This is a genomic window from Pseudomonas sp. B21-017, from assembly GCF_024749245.1.
In the GTDB taxonomy this organism is placed as follows: Bacteria; Pseudomonadota; Gammaproteobacteria; order Pseudomonadales; family Pseudomonadaceae; genus Aquipseudomonas.
Map to the genome: position 1 here is coordinate 1,213,619 of NZ_CP087194.1, position 22,042 is coordinate 1,235,660.

The window sequence follows — 22,042 nt, forward strand, 5'->3', positions numbered from 1 at the left end:
GAGTTTATTAAGTGAGGTACTGAAACATGAAGCGCTTGTTAGCCTTAATGGGTTTTTGTTTGTTCACCCAAACTGTTCATGCCGGACCGAGCATCAATATCGGCACCGTTTACGATTATCTGGACGGCGATAAAAGCACCTATCTGAAACGCGTGTTCAACGGCGGCGACAGTACGGCGTTCGTCAAGGTCAACATTCTCGAAATTCTCTACGACGCCGACGGCAAGTCGCAGGAAGTGCCGCTCAAATCCAACACCGACGGCAAGTCCCGCGATGGTTTGATGGCAAGTCCCGCGCGACTGATTGTGCCTGCCAATGGCATGCAGGGCACCCGTCTGCTGTTCATGGGCGAACGGGACAGGGAGCGTTATTTCCGGGTGCGATTCGTACCCGTGGTGCCGGAGAAGGAGGACGAATTCGCGGTGTCCGGCGAAGAGCGGGAAGACTACAAAAAATCCCTGTCGGCCGGGGTCACCGTACTGGCAGGTTACGGCGCGGTGTTTTTCGTACGGCCAAAGGAAACACGCTTCGACAGTGCGATTGAAAACGGCGCAGGCATGTATCGGATTCGCAACAACGGCAACAGCGTGGTGGTGATCGATGAGTTCAAGGATTGTTCGGTTAAAAACGAGCAGGACTGCCAGCCCACGACCAAGCATCACATTCTGGCGGGGCGTACTTTTGAGTTCGAAAAACAGGCCGGTCGTGAGTATCAGTTCACCCTGGTGGAAGGTGAACGCAGTAAAAAACTGGACGTGAAGGGATAACCCATGAGCACAAAGCTGACCCAGGTCTTGTTGTCGGTTGTGGCCATGTGCACGAGCGCCAATCTCTTCGCCGCCCGGGAAGAGCACACCTTCGAAGTGTTCGTGACGATTCCGACCCAGGCGTTTTATGTCATTCCATCGGACCCGGGCTGGATCCATCGCGAACAGCAACTGCCCTGGAACTTGACGGCATCGACCTTGGGGGGCTTGCGCAAGTATTTCGACGTGAAGAACCAGGCCGGCTCGATCGAGGCACGTCTGGAAGGCCGGCCGTATCTGTCCAACGGCACCGATGCCCATGACATTGCCTTGCGGGTGGTGTTCAACGGCAAACAGTTGAGCGAGCACGAGAGCAGCGAGGTGGTGTCCATGGCCGAGGCCGCGCCTGGTAAACGCGTGGTGCTGGAAATCCTCCCGATGCCGCCTGCCGATGGGGTTTACAAGCCCGGCAGTTACTTTGGCAGCGTCAACATGATCTTCAACGCGGTGATGCCGGATGCCTGATACCGATTGTGTGGGGCGCAAGGGATGATTCGTTTTCAAGCGTTACAACCATGGGCGGGCGCAATGGCCGTGCTCCTGGGATCGCTGTCATCGGTCTGGGCGCAGGAGGTACAAATTCAAGCCTCGTTCAAGCCGGACTCGGCGAATCCGCAACGTAACCAATTCCTGAATGACACCCCTCCCAGTGGTTACTGCGCCAGCTATCCCAGCGAATGCCGGGACAATGCGATGTTCAGTCTGCGGGTGCCTATTGAGTTCGACTCCAGCGGACCAATCGTGGCCAATCATGGTGATGCCCGGCAAGGCGCGATGATCAAGGTCCCGGCACAATGGCGAGAGCTGACGGTCATTCATGAAACGACTGGCGAGCCGGAAACCGTGAAGGTTCGAATCGCCGGGTTCGGCTCTGCCTATGTTACTGACGATGTGATTCAGCTGGTGGGCGCAGGTAACGATTATCGAGAGGCCCATAATAAATTGTGGGGCAGCAGTTGGGTGAATGCGCCATCACCCTGCCTATACAGTGGCGTGGGTTTTTTTGCGCCACAAAGGTATCGTTTTTTCTGGAAAACACCTTCTGAAGTTTCATGCCAGAAACAGGCGAAATTCGACGTGCCGTGGATGCGTTACGAATATGTCGATTTTGCGTATGAATTGGTGACCCCTAACCCTTTGGGCATGTCCTCGGGAAAATATCTAGGTAACTTGACCTACACGATCGGCCCCCACGGCGATTTCGACTTGGGCGACATCATGCTGCCCAGCAGTCCTTCATTGACGTTGAACTTCGCCCTGGACGTACAGCACACCCTCAAGGTCGAGGTGCCTCCTGGTGGAAGTCGTGTTGAACTGGTCCCGCAGGGTGGCTGGCAATCCTGGCTGACGCAAGGGCGCAAACCGACGCGCCTGTTCCGCGACCAGACCTTCAACATTTCCGCCAGTTCACGTTTCAAGATGCAGTTGCAGTGCCAGCACGTCCTGGGCAATACCTGCTCGCTGAATGAGCCGTTGTCCGGCGACTTTGTGCCATTGAACGTCGGCGTCAGTTTGCCCCATGGCTTGACGGACGCGGGCGGCCAACCTGTCAATCGTCGGCCATTGCGCCTGGACGGCAGTGGCACGCAGTTGTTCATGCCAGGGATTTATGTGGATCGCAAACCGGGAACGCTGCATTTCGAAATACCCGCCAGTGAAGTGGCAGAAATGATTCGCCCCGGGCAACAACGACGGTATTCGGGACGCGTGACGGTTATATGGGATTCAGAAGTCTAGTGTCTTGCGCCAATGCAGTGAAAAGGAGTGCAGCAATCATGGAAATACTCAGGAAAATCATCCAGCTGAGCGGCTTGGGATTGGCGGCTGCGTTCATGCAGACCGCGGTCGCCAGCACCGTTGAAATGACCGCGGTATTTCGTCCCGATCCGGCGAAGCCGATGCAAAACACCTTTATCAATACGACCCCTCAGGGCGGGTATTGCGGAGATCATCCCGAGTACTGCGAGGAGGGTGTTTTCAGCATTTTGTTGCCCGTTCGCTTCCGGGCGGCGGCAGATATACCGGCGCTGCATGAGCAGCGTCGGGGCGCGATGTTCCGGGTTCCTTCATCCTGGCGAGACGTCACGGTGGTGCACGACGTGACCGGAGAGTCCGAGACGCTCAGGATGCGCGTGAACGGGATCGGGGCCGCTTACACGATCAAGACGCCTCTGCCCACAGGGGTCTGGCAAAGTACCTGGGTCAATGCGCCTCCCCCTTGTGGATATGGCGGGGTGGGTTATGGCACTGCCTTGTACTATGCGTTCTTCTGGCGAGTGCCGGCCAATGCGGGTGTGTGTGCCAAGCAGGCACAAAAGGACATTACCCAGGACTACCAGTTCGCTTATGAAAACACGGGGTTCAGCTACGAGCTGGCCACGCCCAACCCGCTCAAGATGTCGGCAGGCACCTATCGTGGCGTGCTGAACTACACCGTCGGGCCGCATCAGGATTTCGACATGGGCGATGTCATGTTGCCTGACGACGATTTGATCACCCTCAACTTCACGTTGAATGTCGAGCACACCTTGAAGGTGGATATTCCCCCAGGCGGCAATCAAGTGGAACTCGTTCCGTCAGGGGGATGGCAGGCCTGGCTGACCCAGGGGCGAAAACCGACCCGGTTGTTTCGTGATCAAACCTTCAACATTTCTTCGTCCAGCCGTTTCAAGATGCAGCTTCAGTGTCAAATCACCGGATTAACCGATTGCATGATTCTCGACCCCGTTTCGAAGCGAGCTGCCGTGGTGAAACTGAGCGTCACCTTGCCCAACGGTTTGACGGATATCTTCGGGCAACCGGTCACGCGGCGTCCTTTGCATGTCGGGCAGGCGAATGCCCAGAAATTCCAACCCGGTTTCTACGTGGATCGCGCGCCAGGTACCCTGCATTTCGAGATTGCACCCAATTATGTGGATTACATGATCCAGCCCGGGGTGTCGTCCAGATACTCCGGAAACATCACCGTGATATGGGACTCCGAAGTGTGATAACAGTGGAAGACGCCCTGAAGGCATGATCGCCTTCAGGGCGGGGGCTGATTATCCGGCGTTTTGCAGCGCCGCTCGGGTCAACCGACGGCTCAGCTGTTTTTCCTCGTAGCCGATGTCGTTGAGCAAACCGCCATAGACCTCGTCCGTCATTTCCTCGCCGGTGAGCACAAGGCTTTCCGGGACGTTGAGTTGACTGGCAAGGTCGAGTAACCGCTGCTTGAGCGCGCGTCGTTGCACAATCAACTGCTCTTTGGAACCGGCCCAGGCGCGTTGGGCCTCGCGCAGTTCATCCAGCAGGTCGGTCCTGTGTTCATACATCCGGGCATTGCGCCGGAACTCCGCGGGATAGGTGTCACGCAGGTATTTCTCCCAGTACGGCTGTTCGATCATTCCATTGACCAACCCGTCGCCGGCTTCCATCGACATTACCGTGTCGAACGCCGTGTCGAGCATTTCAGCGTTCACCCTGGCCAATTCGGGATACCGCAACAATGTCGATTGCCACGGCAAATCGAGACGTTGCGCCAGGCCGCTCTCATAGGCGAGGTACACTTCAATTTCGTCGCCGCCCGGACGTTTGGCGAAATCGGCCCGTGCAATATCTTCCACCCGCGCAAGACGGGCCGCCCCTTTTGCCAACCTGACCAACCTGCTTTCCAGCATGGCGCCCGATGTCGACAAGGCATAGGCTTCGGAGGCAAGCACCTTGATGCCCATGTGGTTGAACATCTGGGCTCCCGCATCGGCGCAGGTCGTGGGCGACGTTGCCATTTCGAACAGATCGGCGCGCAACTCGCTGTCCAGGTCGACGGCTTCGACCATTCGCCATACCCGGCTGCTCAGTTGATTACGCAATTCACCGCCGGCCCGGTAATCGGCCGAGGTGGTCTGTTTCTGGATCAAGGCGAAAAACCCTTCAGAGCCAGGCTCGGACATCAGGTCGTGCCAGGCTTCCTGGCGGAAGGTCCCCAACCCGGAGACTTCGGCACTCCACCACTCCGAGTCATCCTTCATCGGCCATTGGGCCATCGCGTCGGTGGCGGCGTCGGTATAGACCTGTGTGGGCGAGATGCCGACTGAGCGTCGATACGCCTGGAACTTGACGACATTGGCCTGCGACAGGTTCATTTCGAACAGGCGGGTCCGCGCCACGATAAACGCATTGTCAGAGCCGGGCACGACGGTGGGAATGATCCTGATCGGGTTTTCCTGCAGATCCAGAAAAAATCCTCGAGGTCGACGCTTGTTGGGCGCAAAGAGCCCGTCCGGCCACGTGGTGGCTCCCGTGTTGCTCAGACTCAGGATGCTGAGCATGGGCATGCGCTCAACGTTCGGCAGCATTCCCAGCCTTGGGTTGTCATCGAGCCTGAGTGTTTCGATACGGGTCAGGTTTCGCAGCTGCTCGACCGACGCCGGCGTCAGCCTGATGTCGTTGTTCATCAGGCGTAGCGTGCGCAGGTAATGCATTTTGCCGATGCTGTCGGGCAACTGCGTCAAGCCGCAACCGCGGGCGCTCAGTTGCCGCAGGTGGGGGAAGTCTTTCAACAGGCCGGAGGCTTTCTGGGAGAACGTCGTGCGGTCCAGGTTCAACGTGGTGATCTGATCGAGGTAGTGCTTGATGTCCGGCAGTTCCTTCCACCAACGCTTGAGGTCGACAGCGTCGATTTCCGTGGAAAGGTCCAGTGCATAGCCGCCATCGGAAGTGGTGCTGCGCTCGCCGAATACGGTGGGCTTTCTCCTGAAACAATCGATGAGCCGTTCGCTGATGTGCAGCCCGCCACCGCGGACGAACCCTTGGCGATCCGGACCCCAGCTATCAGGTTGCCGATATCGCCATTTATTGAGCAGCACCTCAAGATCATGCAGTTCGCGGTCCAGTCGTGTCAGGGTCTGATGCCCTTGTTCCGGCGAGCCAAGGGATCGCACAAAGGTATCGGCTTCTCGTTCGTTGAAGTGGGGGTAGAGGTCCCGCACCCTTTCCGTGAGGGTGGCTTTGCGGGTGGACAAGCCAGGGCCGCGCAACAGCATCATGTCTTCGTGATCCGCCCGCGGACGGATTGGTGGCGCGAGGAGCACGGTGCGGCGTTCGGCAGGTGTCTGGGTCTTGACCATGACCCATTGTTTGAAAAAACGGCCCTGGCCGGGTCGATAACCCAATTGCGTCTGTTTGTTTTTCGGCAAGGCGTTGAGCACCGCTTCGAAAAAATCGGCGGCTTCCCGCAATTTGTGGTTTTGCGCGTCCCAGACTTCGAAGCGGTTCACCTCATCCCGGACCAGTATCCGGACGGTCGACGCGTCCTGCGTACCCACGCTGCAGCGCAGGGGGCCGGCATCGCTGCCTTCGCGTACTTCGATGCGTAACTCATTGAACGTGTCGGAATGAATCCTGAGCGCATTGAGCACCAGGCTTTCGGTTTCCGGCACCCACTGCGCATCGTCGTAGAACCCTTCATAGGCATGGTTTGCCCGGACTTCGAAGTCCGCTTCACGGGCGCGGATCTTGATGTTCAAAGGCAGGCGCTGCTCTTGTTCCATTCGCTTGAGGTCAGGGCTGTCGGCACGGCTCAGCAGGGTCTTCACCGCACGGGACGGCAGCTGTGCAAACTCATGGCGCACGAGCCTGACCTGCGGATCTTCCGATGCTTGTGCACCTTGGTACAGCTGATTGACGATGTCTGGAAGCAGGCGATTGGCTTCGTCCGCCAGCCGATCGCGCAGCGCTTGCACCTGTTCGCTTTTCGCCATTGGCCGGCCGAGTACTGCTTGCAGTTCCGCTTCATCGAGGAAGTTGACGAGGCTTGGCGCAAACTGGTCGCTCAACAGGTGCGACAGGCTGGTGGCCAGCGTCTGCCCCGCCGTTGCCTCGGGATTGCCGTACTGGCGAAAGGGACCGGTCAGGTCGTCGTTGTGATAAACCTTCAGCGATTTATCCGCAGGCCAGCCGTCCAGGTAGGTCGCCAGCGGTTCAAACCAGTAGGAGGACGGATCCAGCGCCAGCCCTGTGCGAATCCGTTCAATGCCGTTCCGGGCCTGGCGCTGGAGGTGCAGGCGTTCGAGGCTGTCGTCCAGTAGCGGTGGCGCAGCCGTGTTGTCGATGTACATCCGGCGCAGTGCGCCGTCGTCGGTGCCGCTGGCAATGCGCACGTGTTCGAGATCCGCGTCGGTCAGACCGTCGACGGTGTGGCCGAGACGGCGCAGCAGTTTCGGCGTACTCCATGCTCGCGGGTTTTCGCCTTCGTGAGTCCAGGCGCCGAGGCCGTTGTGTCGCAACTCGGGTGAATACGCATTGGCGCGGTGTGGATGCTTGACGCGGTAGTTGCCGGTTTGCGGGTCTTTCTGCACGGCGAAGTGGGTGTCATCCAGCGGCAGGATGTCCTGGCCCTGGTGGGTATGCAGGCCCAGTTCGTCAGGACCGGAGTCGGCCGACAGCTTCACATCCGGCAGTTCGTAAGGCCGCAGATCGGGATGCCACAGGCGTGGCTCGCCATTGGGCAGCGTGACCGGTTTCATGCCTTCGATCAGTGGCGAGATTTTCAGACGCACGACCTTGCCAATGTTTGCCCCGGCGGCGAACGCCGCCAGTTGAATGGCATCTTCCACCACACCCACGATGTGCTCGACGGCTTCGTTCCACAGCCCCAACGTCATGTCGACGAAGCCTTCGATGACATCGTTGGCGATCTGATAGGCGGTGTAGGCCATCATCAATTCCCCCAACCCCGGCACGAACGGTGTGACGACCATCAGGGCGACGTTGAAGATGTCCGAGACTATTTTCTTGAAATTCTCCCACCAGGCCCATCGGGCATTGCGATCGGTGTCGGCGGTGGACACGGCGATGTGTCGGGCGTCATTGAGGATTTTGTTCAGCTTCTGCTCAAAGCGGTATTTCCAGAATTCGCCGCGGATCGGTGCGGCGCTGAAACGAAGATTGGGTTGCTCGACCGGCACTTCCCGCCAGCTGGGCCCTGGATCCAGCGGATCTTTCTGATGCCATTTCACCTCGAACAGACGCTGCTGCAACCCGCCGAAAAAATGCCCTCGCTCCGGCTGATCGACGAACCGGCTGAAGAACTGGCGATAAGTCATTCCAGTGGACGAGATGAGCGGGTTGTCCCGCAGCTGGCGAGTCAGTTCATTCATGAAGGCGACCGTTGAGGGGTACTCTTTCAACGGATGTTCAGGGTCTTGTGGGACATACGCGAATATCGGCATGACCTCTCGCCTGTGCTCACGGTACAGGTCCGGTGTGATCAATACGATCCCGGCCAGCCGGCTGTCCAGAATGGACAGTTCAGCGAAATGCATCACCCGGCCCTTGCGGGTGAGGTTGCGCTGGCCATCGAGCATCTTCAGGATCAGGTCGCTCGCGTCGGCATCAATGTCGCCGGTCATCAGCGCTTGTTGAACGGCTGCCTTGAAGGCAGCTTTCTCGCTGTCGATGATTTTGAGTTGCAGAAAACGCCTGGCGACGGCATCGCCGGGTAGCAAGCGGTCTTCAAGGTATCGGGCATAGCGCGCGCCAATGTCCAGCTCACGACACAGGGTCTGGAACTGGGCGATGGACATTTTGCGTTTGACCGGCAGGACGTCGAACAGACCGCGCTCATCGGGCTGGCTGATGAAGTCGGAATCCGGCTCGCAGGTTTCGCTGCGTGCGAAGTTGTGCAGGGCAGCGTTCAGCAGGGAGACGGTTCGGGTGACGACGCCGCCTGTGACGTCGATGGCATACCAGGGGCGTTCCTTGGGTAAGTAAAGATGCAAGTAAGTGGTTCTGACATCGACATCGACCCCGTACTGTTTCATCAATGCATCGGTGAGCAAGGGTTCAGCGAAGTCATCAACGTTTTGTAACTCTTCGAGAAACCGATCCACCTTGTTCTGGGCAGACCAGAGTTCAAGGTTGGCATCTTGTAACTGTGTGTGAGCAGATTGAGTGGCGGTCCTGATCCATTGTCCGGAACGGGGTTGTGTGAGGCTCAGTTCCCGCGCCCTGCGCAACGAAGCATCCTTGAATGTCGGGTGAATTCGACTCTGGATGAAAGCGTAGTGACGGCCCTTATCGTCGTCTGCCCCTCCTGGGCGGGCAGTTTTACGTCCTTGTAAATCTGACATTGTTTTTATCAGCCTTGAGCAGTTATGGAAGGCAACAGCCTATCCTTCGTCGCTCAAAGTAAAAGTCTGAATTACTGCGCGGAACACCTGTGGAGAGTGCCGAAAGCATTGGAATTTTCCATGCCGAAAATAACTATTTACCACCCGGTCAGCGGCGGGAGAGCTCCACGGGCAAACATCCGGTGCCACTCCCCGGTTGCAGATACGGCATCAGGATGGGCGCCATGCCCTTGAGCACTTGCACGGGCAACGCCGAGGTAAATTTGAAGGCTTCGGCCGAGCGCCCCGGCACGTAGGCGGTCAAGGTGCCGAAATGGCTATCGCCGATGTAAAACACGAATGTTGCTGTGCGGTTGATCGATTTCGAGCTCAGAATCCGTCCTCCCGGACCGATGGCTTCGATGCGGTTGTCGCCGGTCCCGGTTTTGCCGCCCATGGCCAGCGGGGTGCCGTTGGCCAGTTTGAAACTGCCTGCCACGCGTTTGGCCGTGCCGGCATCCACCACTTGCGACAAGGCCTCGCGCATGGCGGTTGCCACCTCGGAAGGCATTACGCGTTTGCCGACGACCGGATTGTTGATCAGTTGGGTTTCATAGGGCGTACCGGCCGCGAAGTGCAGGCTGTCGATACGCAGCGTCGGCAGGCGTACACCGTCGTTGAGGATGGTGCCGATCAGCTCCGCCAGCGCGGCGGGGCGGTCGCCGGAGCTGCCGATGGCGGTGGCCAGCGAGGGCACCAGGTGATCGAATGGGTAGCCGACTTTCTGCCAGCGTTGATGAATGTCGAGGAACGCCTCGATCTCCAGCATCGTACGGATGCGGCTGTCACGGGCGCCCTTGTGTTTGCTTTTGAACAGCCAGCTGTAAACCTCCTGGCGTTCGAATTCGCTGGCTTTGACGATCTGGCTGAACTTGGCGTCGGGGTTGTTCAGCAAGTAGCCCATCAGCCACAGATCCAGCGGGTGGACCTTGGCGATGAAGCCCTGATCCGGCAGGTCGTAGCTGCCCGGGCCGTAACTCAGGTACAGGCGTTCGAGGCGTTCGTCGGTGAGTTTTTCCGTGAGCTTGGCGCCTTTGAGGTGTGAACGCACGAAGGTGTTGAAGCTCTCCTGGTCGGCCTGCGGGAATAGGTAGCGATGCACGGCAGCCATGCGGATCGGTGTCGGGTGCATGCTGTCGAGGAAGGTCTCGAGGCGGGTCTGAGTGTCTTTGTTCTGGTACTTCTTCCAGAATCGCAACAGGAATGCGGTGCCTTCGCGGTCGGCGAACTGGGCCAGGTATTCCTGACGCCGCGGGTCGCGGTCGTCCTTGAGCAATTCGGCGCTGCTGTTGGGGCCTGCGTAGGTGCTGTAGCGCACCAGGTCGCGCATCAGCCGAATGAACGGCAGGTTGATCGACTCACGAATGGCATCGCGCAGGGTCGGCATGCGGCCGTTGTCTTCCTTGCGGAAGTTAACAAACGTGTGCAGCCCGCCACCGGTGAAAAACGCCTCGCCGGGGCTGGCGGAATATTTGCGATCCAGTGCGGCGCCGAGCATTTTTGGCAGGCTGCGGTCGGTGTTCTGAATCATGTAATCGACGGCCCAGCTGCTCAGGCGATCCTGTTCGGCGACTTCGGTTTTCTTCAGTTCGGCAACGGTCATGCCTGCGTAGCGATCGTGCAATTCGGAGATGATCTGCAGGTAAGTGGTGAGCACACGCATTTTGGCGGTGGAGCCCAGTTCCAGCTTGCTGCCTTCATTGATGTCGAACGGTTGGTCGGTGCTGTCGGTCTGCACCCGCACCCGCGAGCCGTCCGGGGTCAGTTCGAACAGGGTGAAGCTGTAGCGCACCTGGGTGGTGCTGGTGGGGGTGAGCAGGCGTTCGCCGATCAGGCCGATTTCCGCTGCATAGGCTGGGTCGGCCAGATGCTTGAGGTATGCGGTGGCCTGGGTTTGCAGCTCGCCTTGCAGGGTGCTGGTGGCGGAAAGGTCGAGGCGGTCGAGGTCATACAGCGGCCGGTTGAGCAAACTGCCCAGGCGACTGCGCGCGACACTGATGCCTTTGTTGGTTTCGATCGGTTGGATGGTGGGTTGGGTCTGCCAGTCGCGGTAGGTCACTTGGCTGGCCAGTGCTGCCGCCGCGAGCGGTGCATCGATCACCCCATTTTGTGACAGCAGGCGAATATGGCTGTCGGTCAGGCTGGCCAATTCATCGCGGCCCTTGGTCAAGTAGTGGGAAGGGCGGCGTTGAGCAATCATCAGCGACAGCATTTCACGCAGGGCCAGGCCTTTCTCCGCCAGGCTTTTCTGATCGGTGTCGGTGCTGGCCAGCCGTTCGTTGGCCTTGTTGAAGTCGGCGCCGTACCACACACGCAAACCTTCGGCCATGCCGTGCACTTCACCGTGGCCCGGTACCGCGGACAGCGGAACACTGTTGAGGTAATCGCGAATCACATTTTGCCGTGCCTGAAGGGTTTCCGGCCCCGTCTGATAGGCCCGCACGCTGGCGGAAATCATTTGGCGGATTTTTTCCGCGCCCGACACAGTCAAGCCGTCGGGCGAGTGTCGATATTTTTCAAGCTGTGTCGCCAGCGTACTGCCGCCCGCCGATTGGCCGGGCAGGCGCAACAGCTTGGCTACCTGGGACCACGCCGCCATGCCGAACCGCGGCCAGTCCACGGCGGGGTTGGCCAGGGGCTGGTGCGGATCGAGCAGAAAGCGGTTTTCGATGAACAGCAAGCTGTTGACCACCACCGGCGGGATCGCGGCAAAGCTTGAATAGAGCTGTTGTGGATACTTGAACTGATACAGCGGGGCCGCACGGCAATCGGTGATTGACAGCCCGGCCTGGATTTTCTCGGTATAGGGAATGAAAAAGCCCTTGTCGCTGTACTTCATCAGCGCAGGCGAAAAGCGGGTTTGCGCCGCTATGACGTAATCGCGTTTGAGCAGGCGCGGCAGAAATTCATCCAGGGAGCTGTAGCCCAGACGCTGATCGAACGGGCCTTCGCCAGGGTAGCGAATCGCGTCGCTGGGGCCGGGTTGCAGTTCGTATTTCAGCGAGGCGGCATATTTGCTGATTTCCCGGGCCTGGAACTTGGAAGTGCGCATTTCCTTGGCCGCGGCCAGGCCCAGGACAATCAGGATAATCAGCAGCAGCAACCAGAACGCCCCCCAGCCGTGCCGTGAACGACGGGGTTTTTCAGGTAAAGGCGCTTCATCCACACGTTCAGTCGGAACCACAGTGTCACTCGAATCGGTTTGCCACAAAGCGCCCATAGTCGACTGATCCATTCACGCAGATTGATCGGACTTGTTTGAAGCTTAGACGGTGGTTGGCGTTGGTGAAAAAATTGTGAACAACCAAATATCAGATGCGCACGATTACCTATGGAGAAGGGCTGTTGTGGCGAGGGAGCTTGCCTGTGGCGAGGGGGCTTGCCCCCGTTGGACTGCGCAGCGGTCCCAAAAACCAGCAACACCGGATTTTTTCAGACACACCGCATGTACAGGATTCACGACTGCTGCGCAGCCGAGCGGGAGCAAGCTCCCTCGCCACAGGGTTATGGTGCTGCTGGGTTCATAGCCAACAGGCATCCCATAGTGGGTAATCGCCAATTTTATTGACCAACCCTGCGCGCGATGGATTGGCAACAATGTAACGAGCGAATGGCAGGAGTCCTTCTCCATCGCGGATTGCCCGGTCGTGGTAGCCGCTTTGCCAAAAAGCCCCTTCATTGTTTGACGCTCGGTTGATGGAGAGTGTGCTGCGAGATTTGGTGGCTTGCATGAGTTGCGCCAGGGAGTGTTGTTCGAGTTGTACCAACCAATGGAAGTGATCTGGCATGACGACCCACGCTATTGAGTTGACCCACTTCTGGTCGTGGGCCCGCTTGAGTTCGGTAACTAACAGACGTCCCAACCGCCAATCAGTGAATATTCGGCGGCGTTGGTGCACAACCGCTGTGATGAGATAGGCCCGACCCTGTTCTGAACATCGTCCATGGCGTAGCAGATGTGAATTTGGTTGTGGATGCATTCCTTGCGCCCTTTTGAAGTTCCCCCTTTGCCCCTAGTCCCTATCTCCAAACCTGAATCTGCAACATTTGACTGAAATTTCCGAAAACCATGCAGGATCCAATTGGGAATAGCGCTTTTGTGGCGAGGGAGCTTGCTCCCGCTGGGCTGCGAAGCGGCCCCAATTCCGGACTTGTCTGATAAATACGATTCACCGGGTTTGCGACTGCGCGCAGTCGAGCGGGAGCAAGCTCCCTCGCCACAAGGTAGGTGTCGTCTGAAAGGGTTGAGCTAGACGCATCAACGAGGTAAATGCTGCCTAGGTAGGGGCATGACGATGCACCATTGCTGTGCAATACTCCGTGCGGTTCCAGTGGCGAAAAAACCTGCAAAAGCCAGGTAATGCCACTCCGTTCTGCGGGAATTACCCGTTAGTTATCGCTGAATATTGTGTTTTATATAGTGAAAACACCTGTCGTTAGCTTTTTATACTGCACGCCCCGCTGATCTTGGAGGTTTTGTCCTACAAGACGTGTCTGTCCACAAGACAGGCCCGGTTTCACCAGGCGCTGGCCTATCGGTCGGCGCTTCGACACTCGGTGGTCATATCCAATAACAAGACGAGGTTGCACCCCTATGCCAGTCGGCAATCACCTGCCTCACGGCGAGACCGCTCAGGGCGGCCCGCTTAAACGCGAACTGGGCGAACGGCATATTCGCCTGATGGCACTCGGTGCCTGTATCGGCGTCGGCCTGTTCCTGGGTTCGGCCAAGGCCATCGAAATGGCCGGCCCGGCCATCATGCTCTCCTACATCATCGGCGGTCTGGCGATCCTGGTGATCATGCGTGCCCTCGGCGAAATGGCCGTGCACAATCCGGTCGCCGGCTCGTTCAGCCGTTATGCCCAGGATTACCTCGGGCCTTTGGCGGGTTTTCTGACCGGCTGGAACTACTGGTTCCTGTGGCTGGTGACCTGCGTCGCGGAAATCACCGCAGTGGCGGTGTACATGGGCGTCTGGTTCCCCGACGTGCCGCGCTGGATCTGGGCACTTGCCGCGTTGGTCAGCATGGGCTCGATCAACCTGATCGCGGTGAAAGCCTTCGGTGAGTTCGAATTCTGGTTCGCCCTGATCAAGATCGTCACCATCATTGCGATGGTGGTCGGCGGTATCGGCGTGATCGCGTTCGGCTTCGGCAACGACGGCGTCGCCCTGGGGATTTCCAATCTGTGGGCCCACGGCGGCTTCATGCCCAATGGCGTGCAAGGCGTGTTGATGTCCCTGCAAATGGTGATGTTCGCCTACCTCGGCGTCGAGATGATCGGCCTGACCGCCGGTGAAGCGAAGAACCCACAGAAGACCATCCCCAATGCGATCGGCTCGGTGTTTTGGCGGATTCTGCTGTTCTACGTCGGCGCCTTGTTCGTGATCCTGTCAATTTACCCGTGGAACGAAATCGGCACCCAGGGCAGCCCGTTCGTGATGACCTTCGAGCGTCTGGGCATCAAGACCGCCGCCGGCATCATCAACTTCGTGGTGATCACCGCGGCGTTGTCGTCCTGCAACGGCGGCATCTTCAGCACCGGGCGCATGCTCTACAGCCTGGCGCAGAACGGCCAGGCCCCGGCCGGTTTCGCCAAAACCTCGAACGGCGGTGTGCCCCGTCGTGCGTTGCTGTTGTCGATCGGCGCGTTGTTGCTGGGTGTGCTGCTCAACTACATGGTGCCTGAGAAGGTTTTCGTCTGGGTTACCGCGATAGCCACCTTCGGCGCGATCTGGACCTGGGTGATGATCCTGCTGGCCCAGCTCAAGTTCCGCAAAGGCCTGAGCGCCAGCGAACGTGCCGGCCTGAAATACCGCATGTGGCTGTACCCGATCAGTTCGTATCTGGCGCTGGCCTTCCTGGTGCTGGTGGTCGGCCTGATGGCGTACTTCCCGGACACCCGAGTGGCGCTGTATGTGGGCCCGGCGTTCCTGGTACTGCTGACGGTGTTGTTCTACATGTTCAAGTTGCAGCCGACCAATGTGGCGCAAGGCGCGGTGCGTTCGGCTTCGTAAGTTGTAACGCCAGCCATGCAAAAGCCCCGGTCAGAATGATCGGGGCTTTTGCATTTAAACGGCTGCCACGGGTATCGGCATGTTCAACCGCTTATTGAAATCCAGCCAGGCCCCCAGCAACGCCATCAACCCGACCCCCAACATTGCGCTGAATAGCTGCATCGCCAATAGGTTCCCACCCAAGGCATTGAGCATGTCCGCCAACGGCGCCAGCAACACACCAAAACAAAACACCTCCAGAGAATATCGGCCCATGCGACAGCTTTGTCGCGCCAGCCAGTGTTGCGTCCAGCCCGTGTCCGGCAACAACCTCGCGGTGACGTAGGCGAGGGCGAGGAAGTGCAGCAGACGCGCCGGTGAGAGGTTGGTCTTGCTGATCGGATAGAGCCATTCGCCGAGCCATTGGGGCATGAACGCGTCATGCACGGTCGGCCATTTCCACGACAGCGCGATCATCCCGGTCATTACCAGATAGGTCAGAGCCGCGATGAGAACCGGCTGTCGAGTCAGCGGTCGAGGTTGCGGCGCCCGAGGCCTTTGCCGGTGAATAGCCGCCGCGCCCCCGAGAATAAACAGCAGCTGCCAGGCCATCGGATTGAAAAACCACACGCCCCCGTCGGTGCCCGCCAGGTTCCACTGCAACCATGGCGCCAGCAGGTACAACACCACCGACAGCCCCACCACGTATTCCGCCTTGCGCAGCAGTATCGGCAGTACCAGCGGCAGGCCGAGCAGCAACAGAATGTACAGCGGCAACGGGTCCATCAGGTTCGGCTTGAAACGCAGCAGCAACTCGTCCATCAACGCCTGCTGCGGATTGCTGAGGAAATACTGCAAGCCCATTTCCTGCACCAGATCGCGGGTTTCCACGTGGCTGTTGGCGAAAAACACGATGCCCATCAGCAGCGCCAGCAAAAAGATGTGCACTACATAAAGCACCCAGGCGCGTCGCAGGATTTTCACCGTGGCGACCATGAGCCCGTCGCGCCGGGCGATCTTGCCGTAGGCCAGCACGGCCGCGTAACCGGCCAGGAACACGAAAATCTCCGCCGCATCGCTGAAGCCGAAGTTACGCACCGTGAACTGCGCGAGCGGGTTCTGCGGCACGTGGTCCCAGAAGATAAAGATCAGGGCCAGGCCGCGGAAAAAGTCGATTCGGTGATCGCGTCCAGACGTCATGAAGGCGGGCTCTTGAACGGGCTGTTGAATAAGGAGTTGCCGGCGCAGCAAAAGAGGGTGCGCCGCACATTGGCGGCGCGCAGGGTGCCGTTATTCACAGGCAATTGCAAAAGGCTGGATATTACCGAATGTCTCAGATGCTTATAGCGAACGGATCGAACGGCGTGGCCGTCGGTCTGCCGGACTGTCCGCGCACCAGAACTCCCCATGATGGCATCTGGCGAGCATCTACACTTCGGTTCTCAGGAGTGTGAAACGTGAAGGTTTCGCTGATTGTCCCGGTATTCAACGAAGAGCAGGCGATCAGTCTGTTCCACCAGGCGGTGCGTCGTGAGTTGAAACTTGACCCTTATGAAGTCGAGATCGTGTTCATCAACGACGGCAGTACCGATCAGACGGCTGAGCAGGCCAAGGCGCTGGCCCAGGTCGATGAACAGGTATTGCTGATCAATTTCTCGCGCAACTTCGGCAAGGAGCCGGCGTTGTTTGCCGGGCTGGAGTACGCCACTGGCGATGCGGTGATCCCCATGGACGTGGACCTGCAGGACCCGATCAGCGTCATTCCACGGTTGATTGCCGAGTGGCAAAAAGGTGCCGATGTGGTACTCGCCAAGCGCCGGGACCGTGCCAGCGACAGTTACCTGAAACGCCACAGTGCGGCAATGTTCTACCACCTGCTGAACAGGATTTCCTACACCCGTATCGAGGAGAACGTCGGGGATTTCCGCCTCATGGACCGCAAGGTGGTCAATGTGATTCGCGCACTCCCCGAGCATCAGTTGTTCATGAAAGGCGTTCTGTCATGGGCCGGTTTCACCACCGTGGTGGTGGAGTACGAGCGGGCCCAGCGGGTGGCGGGACGCAGCAAGTTCAATGGCTGGAAGTTGTGGAACCTGGCGCTGGAAGGCATTACCTCGTTCAGCACCGTACCCTTGCAGTTGTGGACTTACATCGGCGGCGGCATTTCAATCTTCGCGGTGCTGTATGCGGTGTACATGGTGCTGGACAAGATTTTCTTCGGCAACAGCGTCCCCGGTTACCCTTCGTTGATGACGGCCATATTGTTTCTCGGCGGTGTGCAACTGATCGGCATTGGCATTCTTGGTGAGTATGTCGGTCGCATCTACATCGAAGCCAAGCATCGGCCCCGGTATGTGATCAAAGACGTCATCGGCGGCAAAGACCGGGTCGGGCTTTAGCATGGGCAGACTGAGCGATTTTTTCAGCGGCGAAATCGGCCGTCGTCGGGTCTGGCTGTTTTTTCAACTCGCGACGCTGATCTATGTCATTCCGCTGATCCTCGCCGACTATCCCTACATCGATGACAACTGGCGTTCGCTGTCCGCCGGCACGGACTGGGTGGGGCAGGGGCGGTTATTCACCGAGCTGTTTTACAACGCGCTGACCTTCAGCGATGCCGCGCCGAACATCTTTCCATTGCCGCTGTTGATCGCCTCCCTGGCCATGACTTTTGCGTTGACCAGCCTGACGTTTCATTACTACCCGCAGCCGACGCTATCCTGCTGCATGGTGGTGTTGCCGCTCTGGTACAACCCGTTCTTCCTGCAGAACCTGTCGTATCAATACGACGGACCGGCCAATGCCTTGAGCCTGGTGGCGGTGATCTATGCGATCACGTTTCGTCATCCTTCGCGCATCCTGCAATGGCTGGTGCCGGCCTTCCTGATTGCCCTGGGGCTGGGGCTCTATCAGGTGAGTATCAATGTATTTCTGGGCCTGTGTTGCCTCGAACTGCTCAGGGGCGCGAACGATAAATGGGCCTGGCCGCAATGGTGCGAGTTGATCGGCTGGAAACTCGCCCAGGTGTTGCTCGGCGGCTTGATCTACAGCGTCACCGCTTATCCATACATGGATCAGACCCGTGTTTTGTTCCTGAACTGGGCGGCAGCACCCTGGCTGCAACTGGAAATCAACATCGGCCGCGTGCTGGAAAAAGTCGTGCTGCTGTTTCACGGTGGATTCACCTGGGTGTTCGCCGTGCTGCTGTTGTGTGCCATCGCGGGCAGCGTGCAGCTGGCCCGGAACGTGGTGGCACGCCAGGACACGGCGTTGAGAAAAGTGCTGATGGGCCTGGCGTGTGTGCTGACTGTGCCGACCGTGATTTTTCTAGTGTCGGGGGCTGTGTTGTTTTTCCGGGATTTCAATGAAGGCGCCAGAACCTTGATGGGGTTCGCGGTGCTGTTGGTGCTGCTGTTCTATTTGAGCCATCTGGCGCTGGCACATATTCATGAGCGGCTGACGCTGCTGTTGGTGGTTCCGCTGCTGGCCATGCTTTCGCTGTCCTACGCCTATGGTCGCGTGCTGTCGGTGCAGAACACCTTTGCCTCCAGCGCGTTGTTTTCCCTGGGGCATGACATTGCATCCCATCGGCAACTGCGCGAGGCCAAGCGCATTTACATGTCGGTGAGTTATTCCGATCACTGGCTGGTGGAGGCTGCGGGCTCGTTCAAGCGGATGCCGGTTTTGCATTATCTGCTGAACATCAACTTCTACATGCTGGCGGAAAACCTGCCGAAAGCGGGCATCACCAACGTGGTCGCGGAGCGGGAGCGACGCAACGCGACGTTGATGGGTTATCAGGGTTATCCACCGCTGGTGGATAACAAGTTCTACAACCTCTATCTGTTGGGTGACTACGGTTTCATCGTGATGAAAGAGCCGACGCCGATCGCCACGCTTGCGTGGTGAAACGGTGAGCGCTCCCGCGATCTATCTCAAACGCTTGCCATCCGGGGTTGCCGACGGTGCGGGTTTGCTGGGGGTGCTGGCGATCGCATTGTTGGCGAGATTTCACGCCATCACCGTGCCGGTCATCTGGTACGACGAGGCTTACAGCATACTGCTGGCCGAGGGCTCGCCTGCGTACATCTGGGCCACGACGGCTCGGGATGTTCATCCGCCGCTTTACTATGTCTTGCTGCATTACTGGATGGTGCTGTTCGGTCATGGCGTGTTATCTGCGCGGTCCCTGAGCGCACTGGCTGATGTCGGCACGCTGTTGCTGGGCATTAAATTGATGAGCCTGTTGGCGACGCGAAAGGCGATCTGGATCGCAGCATTGTTGTTGGCGTTGCTGCCGATATCGGTGCGCTACAGCCAGGAAGTGCGAATGTATACCTTGCTGGGGTTTTGGCTGATGGGGGCGACTGTGGCACTGGTGTGCTGGGTCAAGGCGCCGGATCAAAAGCGTTACCCGGTCGTTTACGTGCTGCTGATGACGGCGGCTTTTTACACGCACTACTTCGCCGCATTGTGCGTGTTGGTGCATTGGCTTTTTTGGTGGCGGGTGCGCAAGGTCCAGGACACGGTCCCCGTACGTGCGTGGATACTGGTAAACAGTGCAATCGTCGTGTTGTACCTGCCGTGGGCACCGCCTCTCATCAGTCAATTGCTGCGAATGGACGGGCTCGAATGGATACCGCCGCTGACCTGGCCGACGGTGCTGACCTTCGTTTGGCAACTGGTGGTGATGGAGGGTTCGACCAGTGACTTATGGCGCGCGACACCCTTGGTTTTGATCATGGTTTGCGCCGCTGCCGTACTGTTCAAGGCACGCAAGGAGCGACCCTTCAGTGTTTTGCTGGTGGGCTATTTTTTTGTGCCGGCGCTGACCGTGTTTCTGGTGTCGCTGATCGTGCCGGTTTTCAATGCCAGGTACCTGGTATTCGCCGCCGCTGCGTTGCCCCTTATCGTTGCGCTCGCACTGGACGCATTGAGCCAACGCCACGCTGTCCTTGCTGCTGTCGCCATGGTTTTTATTGTCTTGGTGGAAGTGCACGGGCTGTCGGCGATTTACGCACAAACGGATGAGATGAACGGCACCAGCATTCGCAGAGACGCGAAACTGGACGCCGTGGTCGCCGGACTCAGTCGTGAAGCCCATCCGGATGACGAAATCGTTGTGGATAACCTGTATTGGTACTTGCCGTTTATGTACTACAACTCGACAGGCATTCAGCCGAGGCTATACGTCTTCAAAACAGCGACCGGCACCTTGTGGGGAACCGCTGAATATGGTGGCTGGGCACTCATTCCCCGTCACCTGCACTCGATTTTCTTCAATGATTTTTCGACCCTGAAACTCAATGCCAGGAGAGTCTGGTGGGTGACGGGCATTGCTCGTCCTGAGCATGACGCCTTGTTTCCGAAACATTGGAAACAGGTGCTGACGCTAAGGGAAGGGGGCAGTGAGGCTCGTTTGTTCATCGTGGAGGACGCGCCAATCCCTGAGATTGGCGCGCTAACACAGTCTATGCAGCCGCCGCATCATTAGGCTCAAAACTGTCCGACCGTGCCATCTGCCACATCCGCGAATAAAACTCGCCGTTCACTTCGCCAGTGAGCAATTCCCCCGGTTTCAAGAACACATGCAGCTGCGAGAACAGCTTGATCTCGGTCGCCGACATGCGTCGCACCAGATGCTTGGCCGACAGCTGTGAAGGATGGTCGAGGCCTGCGGCGGCGAGCATTTCGGCCAGGGCCTTCAGCGTATTGCGATGGAAGTTGTACACGCGCTGGGCCTTGTCCGGAACGACCAGCGCGCGCTGGCGCAGGGTGTCCTGGGTGGCGACGCCGGTCGGGCATTTGTTGGTGTGGCAGCTTTGTGACTGGATGCAGCCGATGGCGAACATGAAGCCGCGCGCCGAGTTGGCCCAGTCGGCACCGATGGCCAGGACGCTGGCGATGTCGAAGGCACTGACGATTTTGCCGCTGGCGCCGAGTTTGATCTTGTCCCGCAGGTTCAGGCCCACCAGGGTGTTGTGCACGAACAACAGGCCTTCACGCATCGGTACGCCGATGTGGTCGGTGAATTCCACGGGCGCGGCGCCGGTGCCACCTTCCTTGCCGTCGACCACGATGAAGTCCGGGAGGATGCCGGTTTCCAGCATGGCCTTGGCGATGCCCATGAATTCCCACGGGTGGCCCAGGCAGAACTTGAAGCCCACCGGTTTGCCGCCGGACAGTTCACGCAGTTGCGCGATGAAGTGCATCATTTCGATCGGCGTGGAAAACGCGCTGTGGCGCGACGGCGAAATGCAGTCTTCGCCCATCGGGATGCCACGGGTTTCGGCGATTTCCTGGGTGACTTTGTGCTTGGGCAGAATCCCGCCGTGGCCGGGTTTGGCGCCTTGGCTCATTTTGATTTCGATCATCCGCACTTGCGGGTTCTGTGCCTGGGCGGCGAAGCGTTCCGGGTCGAAGCGGCCATCGGCGGTGCGGCAGCCGAAGTAGCCGCTGCCCAGTTCCCAGGTCAGGTCGCCGCCGTTTTCCCGGTGATAGGGGCTGATGCTGCCTTCGCCGGTGTCATGGGCGAAGTTGCCGAGTTTGGCGCCCTGGTTCAACGCGCGAATGGCGTTGGCGCTGAGGGAACCGAAGCTCATGGCCGAGATGTTGAACACCGATGCCGAGTACGGTTGGGTGCACTGCGGACCGCCGACCATCACCCGGAAACTGCTCGGGTCGCTCAACGGCGCCGGGCGCATCGAGTGGCCGATGAATTCGAAACCCGACTGATACACGTCGATCAGCGTGCCGAAAGGTTTGTCGGCGCTCTCGTTCTTGGCCCGCGAATACACCAGCGAACGCTGGGCCCGGGAGAAGGGCAGGGCATCGCTGTCGGATTCGAGCAGGTACTGGCGGATTTCCGGGCGAATGCCCTCCACCAGATAACGGATATTGCCCAGGATCGGGTAGTTGCGGCGCACCGCATGAGGGCTTTGCAGCAGGTCGAACAGGCCCACCAGGCTGAGGACGCCGGTGACGGCGGCGATCGGCCAGAGCCAGTCGTATGCCAGGAAGGGCAGGCTGGCGAGGGTGAATATCACACAGACGGCAAAGAAGGCGTAGCGGCTCAGGAGTGACAGGCTCATACG

General features: G+C 58.7%; 13 protein-coding genes. 8 read left to right on the forward strand and 5 right to left on the reverse strand.

Annotated features, from left to right (window positions below):
- Positions 1-26: 26 nt before the first annotated feature.
- The 4 genes from LOY28_RS05290 to LOY28_RS05305 are packed head-to-tail and all read left to right on the forward strand — an operon-like array spanning position 27 to position 3,796.
- Entirely contained in the window at positions 27-767 is a 741-nt protein-coding gene (locus LOY28_RS05290) for a molecular chaperone (protein ID WP_258613171.1), read from the forward strand.
- Between the two features lie 3 nt (positions 768-770).
- Positions 771-1,271: a fimbrial protein gene (locus tag LOY28_RS05295; RefSeq protein ID WP_258613172.1), complete on the forward strand. Its 501-nt coding sequence runs from the start codon at positions 771-773 to the stop codon at positions 1,269-1,271.
- Positions 1,272-1,295: 24 nt separating this feature from the next.
- A complete protein-coding gene (locus LOY28_RS05300) occupies positions 1,296-2,543 on the forward strand; it encodes a hypothetical protein (protein WP_258613173.1) in 1,248 nt (415 codons plus the stop codon).
- Positions 2,544-2,581: 38 nt separating this feature from the next.
- On the forward strand, positions 2,582-3,796 hold the full coding sequence (locus tag LOY28_RS05305) for a hypothetical protein (protein WP_258613174.1): 1,215 nt from the start codon (positions 2,582-2,584) through the stop codon (positions 3,794-3,796).
- Positions 3,797-3,847: 51 nt separating this feature from the next.
- Here LOY28_RS05305 and LOY28_RS05310 read toward each other — a convergent pair whose 3' ends face one another.
- The 3 genes from LOY28_RS05310 to LOY28_RS05320 form a co-directional block, all read right to left on the reverse strand.
- Positions 3,848-8,674, reverse strand: a complete 4,827-nt coding sequence (locus tag LOY28_RS05310) for an NEL-type E3 ubiquitin ligase domain-containing protein (protein ID WP_408981032.1) — start codon at positions 8,672-8,674, stop codon at positions 3,848-3,850.
- A gap of 388 nt (positions 8,675-9,062) precedes the next feature.
- Entirely contained in the window at positions 9,063-12,173 is a 3,111-nt protein-coding gene (locus tag LOY28_RS05315) for a transglycosylase domain-containing protein (protein ID WP_258613176.1), read from the reverse strand.
- 301 nt (positions 12,174-12,474) lie between these two features.
- Positions 12,475-12,933: an REP-associated tyrosine transposase gene (locus tag LOY28_RS05320; protein ID WP_258613177.1), complete on the reverse strand. Its 459-nt coding sequence runs from the start codon at positions 12,931-12,933 to the stop codon at positions 12,475-12,477.
- A gap of 614 nt (positions 12,934-13,547) precedes the next feature.
- Here LOY28_RS05320 and LOY28_RS05325 point away from each other — a divergent pair.
- Positions 13,548-14,969, forward strand: a complete 1,422-nt coding sequence (locus LOY28_RS05325) for an amino acid permease (RefSeq protein WP_018926642.1) — start codon at positions 13,548-13,550, stop codon at positions 14,967-14,969.
- A 54-nt stretch (positions 14,970-15,023) separates the two neighbouring features.
- On the opposite strand, the gene LOY28_RS05330 is transcribed toward LOY28_RS05325, so the two are convergent.
- Entirely contained in the window at positions 15,024-16,148 is a 1,125-nt protein-coding gene (locus tag LOY28_RS05330; protein WP_258613178.1) for an OpgC domain-containing protein, read from the reverse strand.
- A gap of 257 nt (positions 16,149-16,405) precedes the next feature.
- On the opposite strand from LOY28_RS05330, the gene LOY28_RS05335 reads away from it, so the two are divergent.
- From LOY28_RS05335 to LOY28_RS05345, 3 genes are read left to right on the forward strand one after another with little or no spacing between them, the layout of a single operon-like run.
- Positions 16,406-17,347 carry a glycosyltransferase family 2 protein gene (locus tag LOY28_RS05335; protein WP_018926640.1) on the forward strand — a complete coding sequence of 314 codons (942 nt, stop codon included), beginning with the start codon at positions 16,406-16,408 and terminating at the stop codon, positions 17,345-17,347.
- Between the two features lies 1 nt (position 17,348).
- A complete protein-coding gene (locus LOY28_RS05340) occupies positions 17,349-18,857 on the forward strand; it encodes a glucosyltransferase domain-containing protein (protein WP_258613179.1) in 1,509 nt (502 codons plus the stop codon).
- Positions 18,847-20,442 (forward strand): glycosyltransferase family 39 protein, encoded by a 1,596-nt coding sequence (locus LOY28_RS05345; protein WP_258613180.1) that lies wholly within the window; start codon positions 18,847-18,849, stop codon positions 20,440-20,442. Before LOY28_RS05340 ends, LOY28_RS05345 begins: the two co-directional genes overlap by 11 nt.
- On the opposite strand, the gene LOY28_RS05350 is transcribed toward LOY28_RS05345, so the two are convergent.
- Complete coding sequence (locus tag LOY28_RS05350; RefSeq protein WP_258613181.1) at positions 20,420-22,039, reverse strand: FMN-binding glutamate synthase family protein; 1,620 nt, start codon at positions 22,037-22,039, stop codon at positions 20,420-20,422. The two genes, LOY28_RS05345 and LOY28_RS05350, sit on opposite strands and share 23 nt — an antisense overlap.
- Positions 22,040-22,042 lie beyond the last annotated feature (3 nt).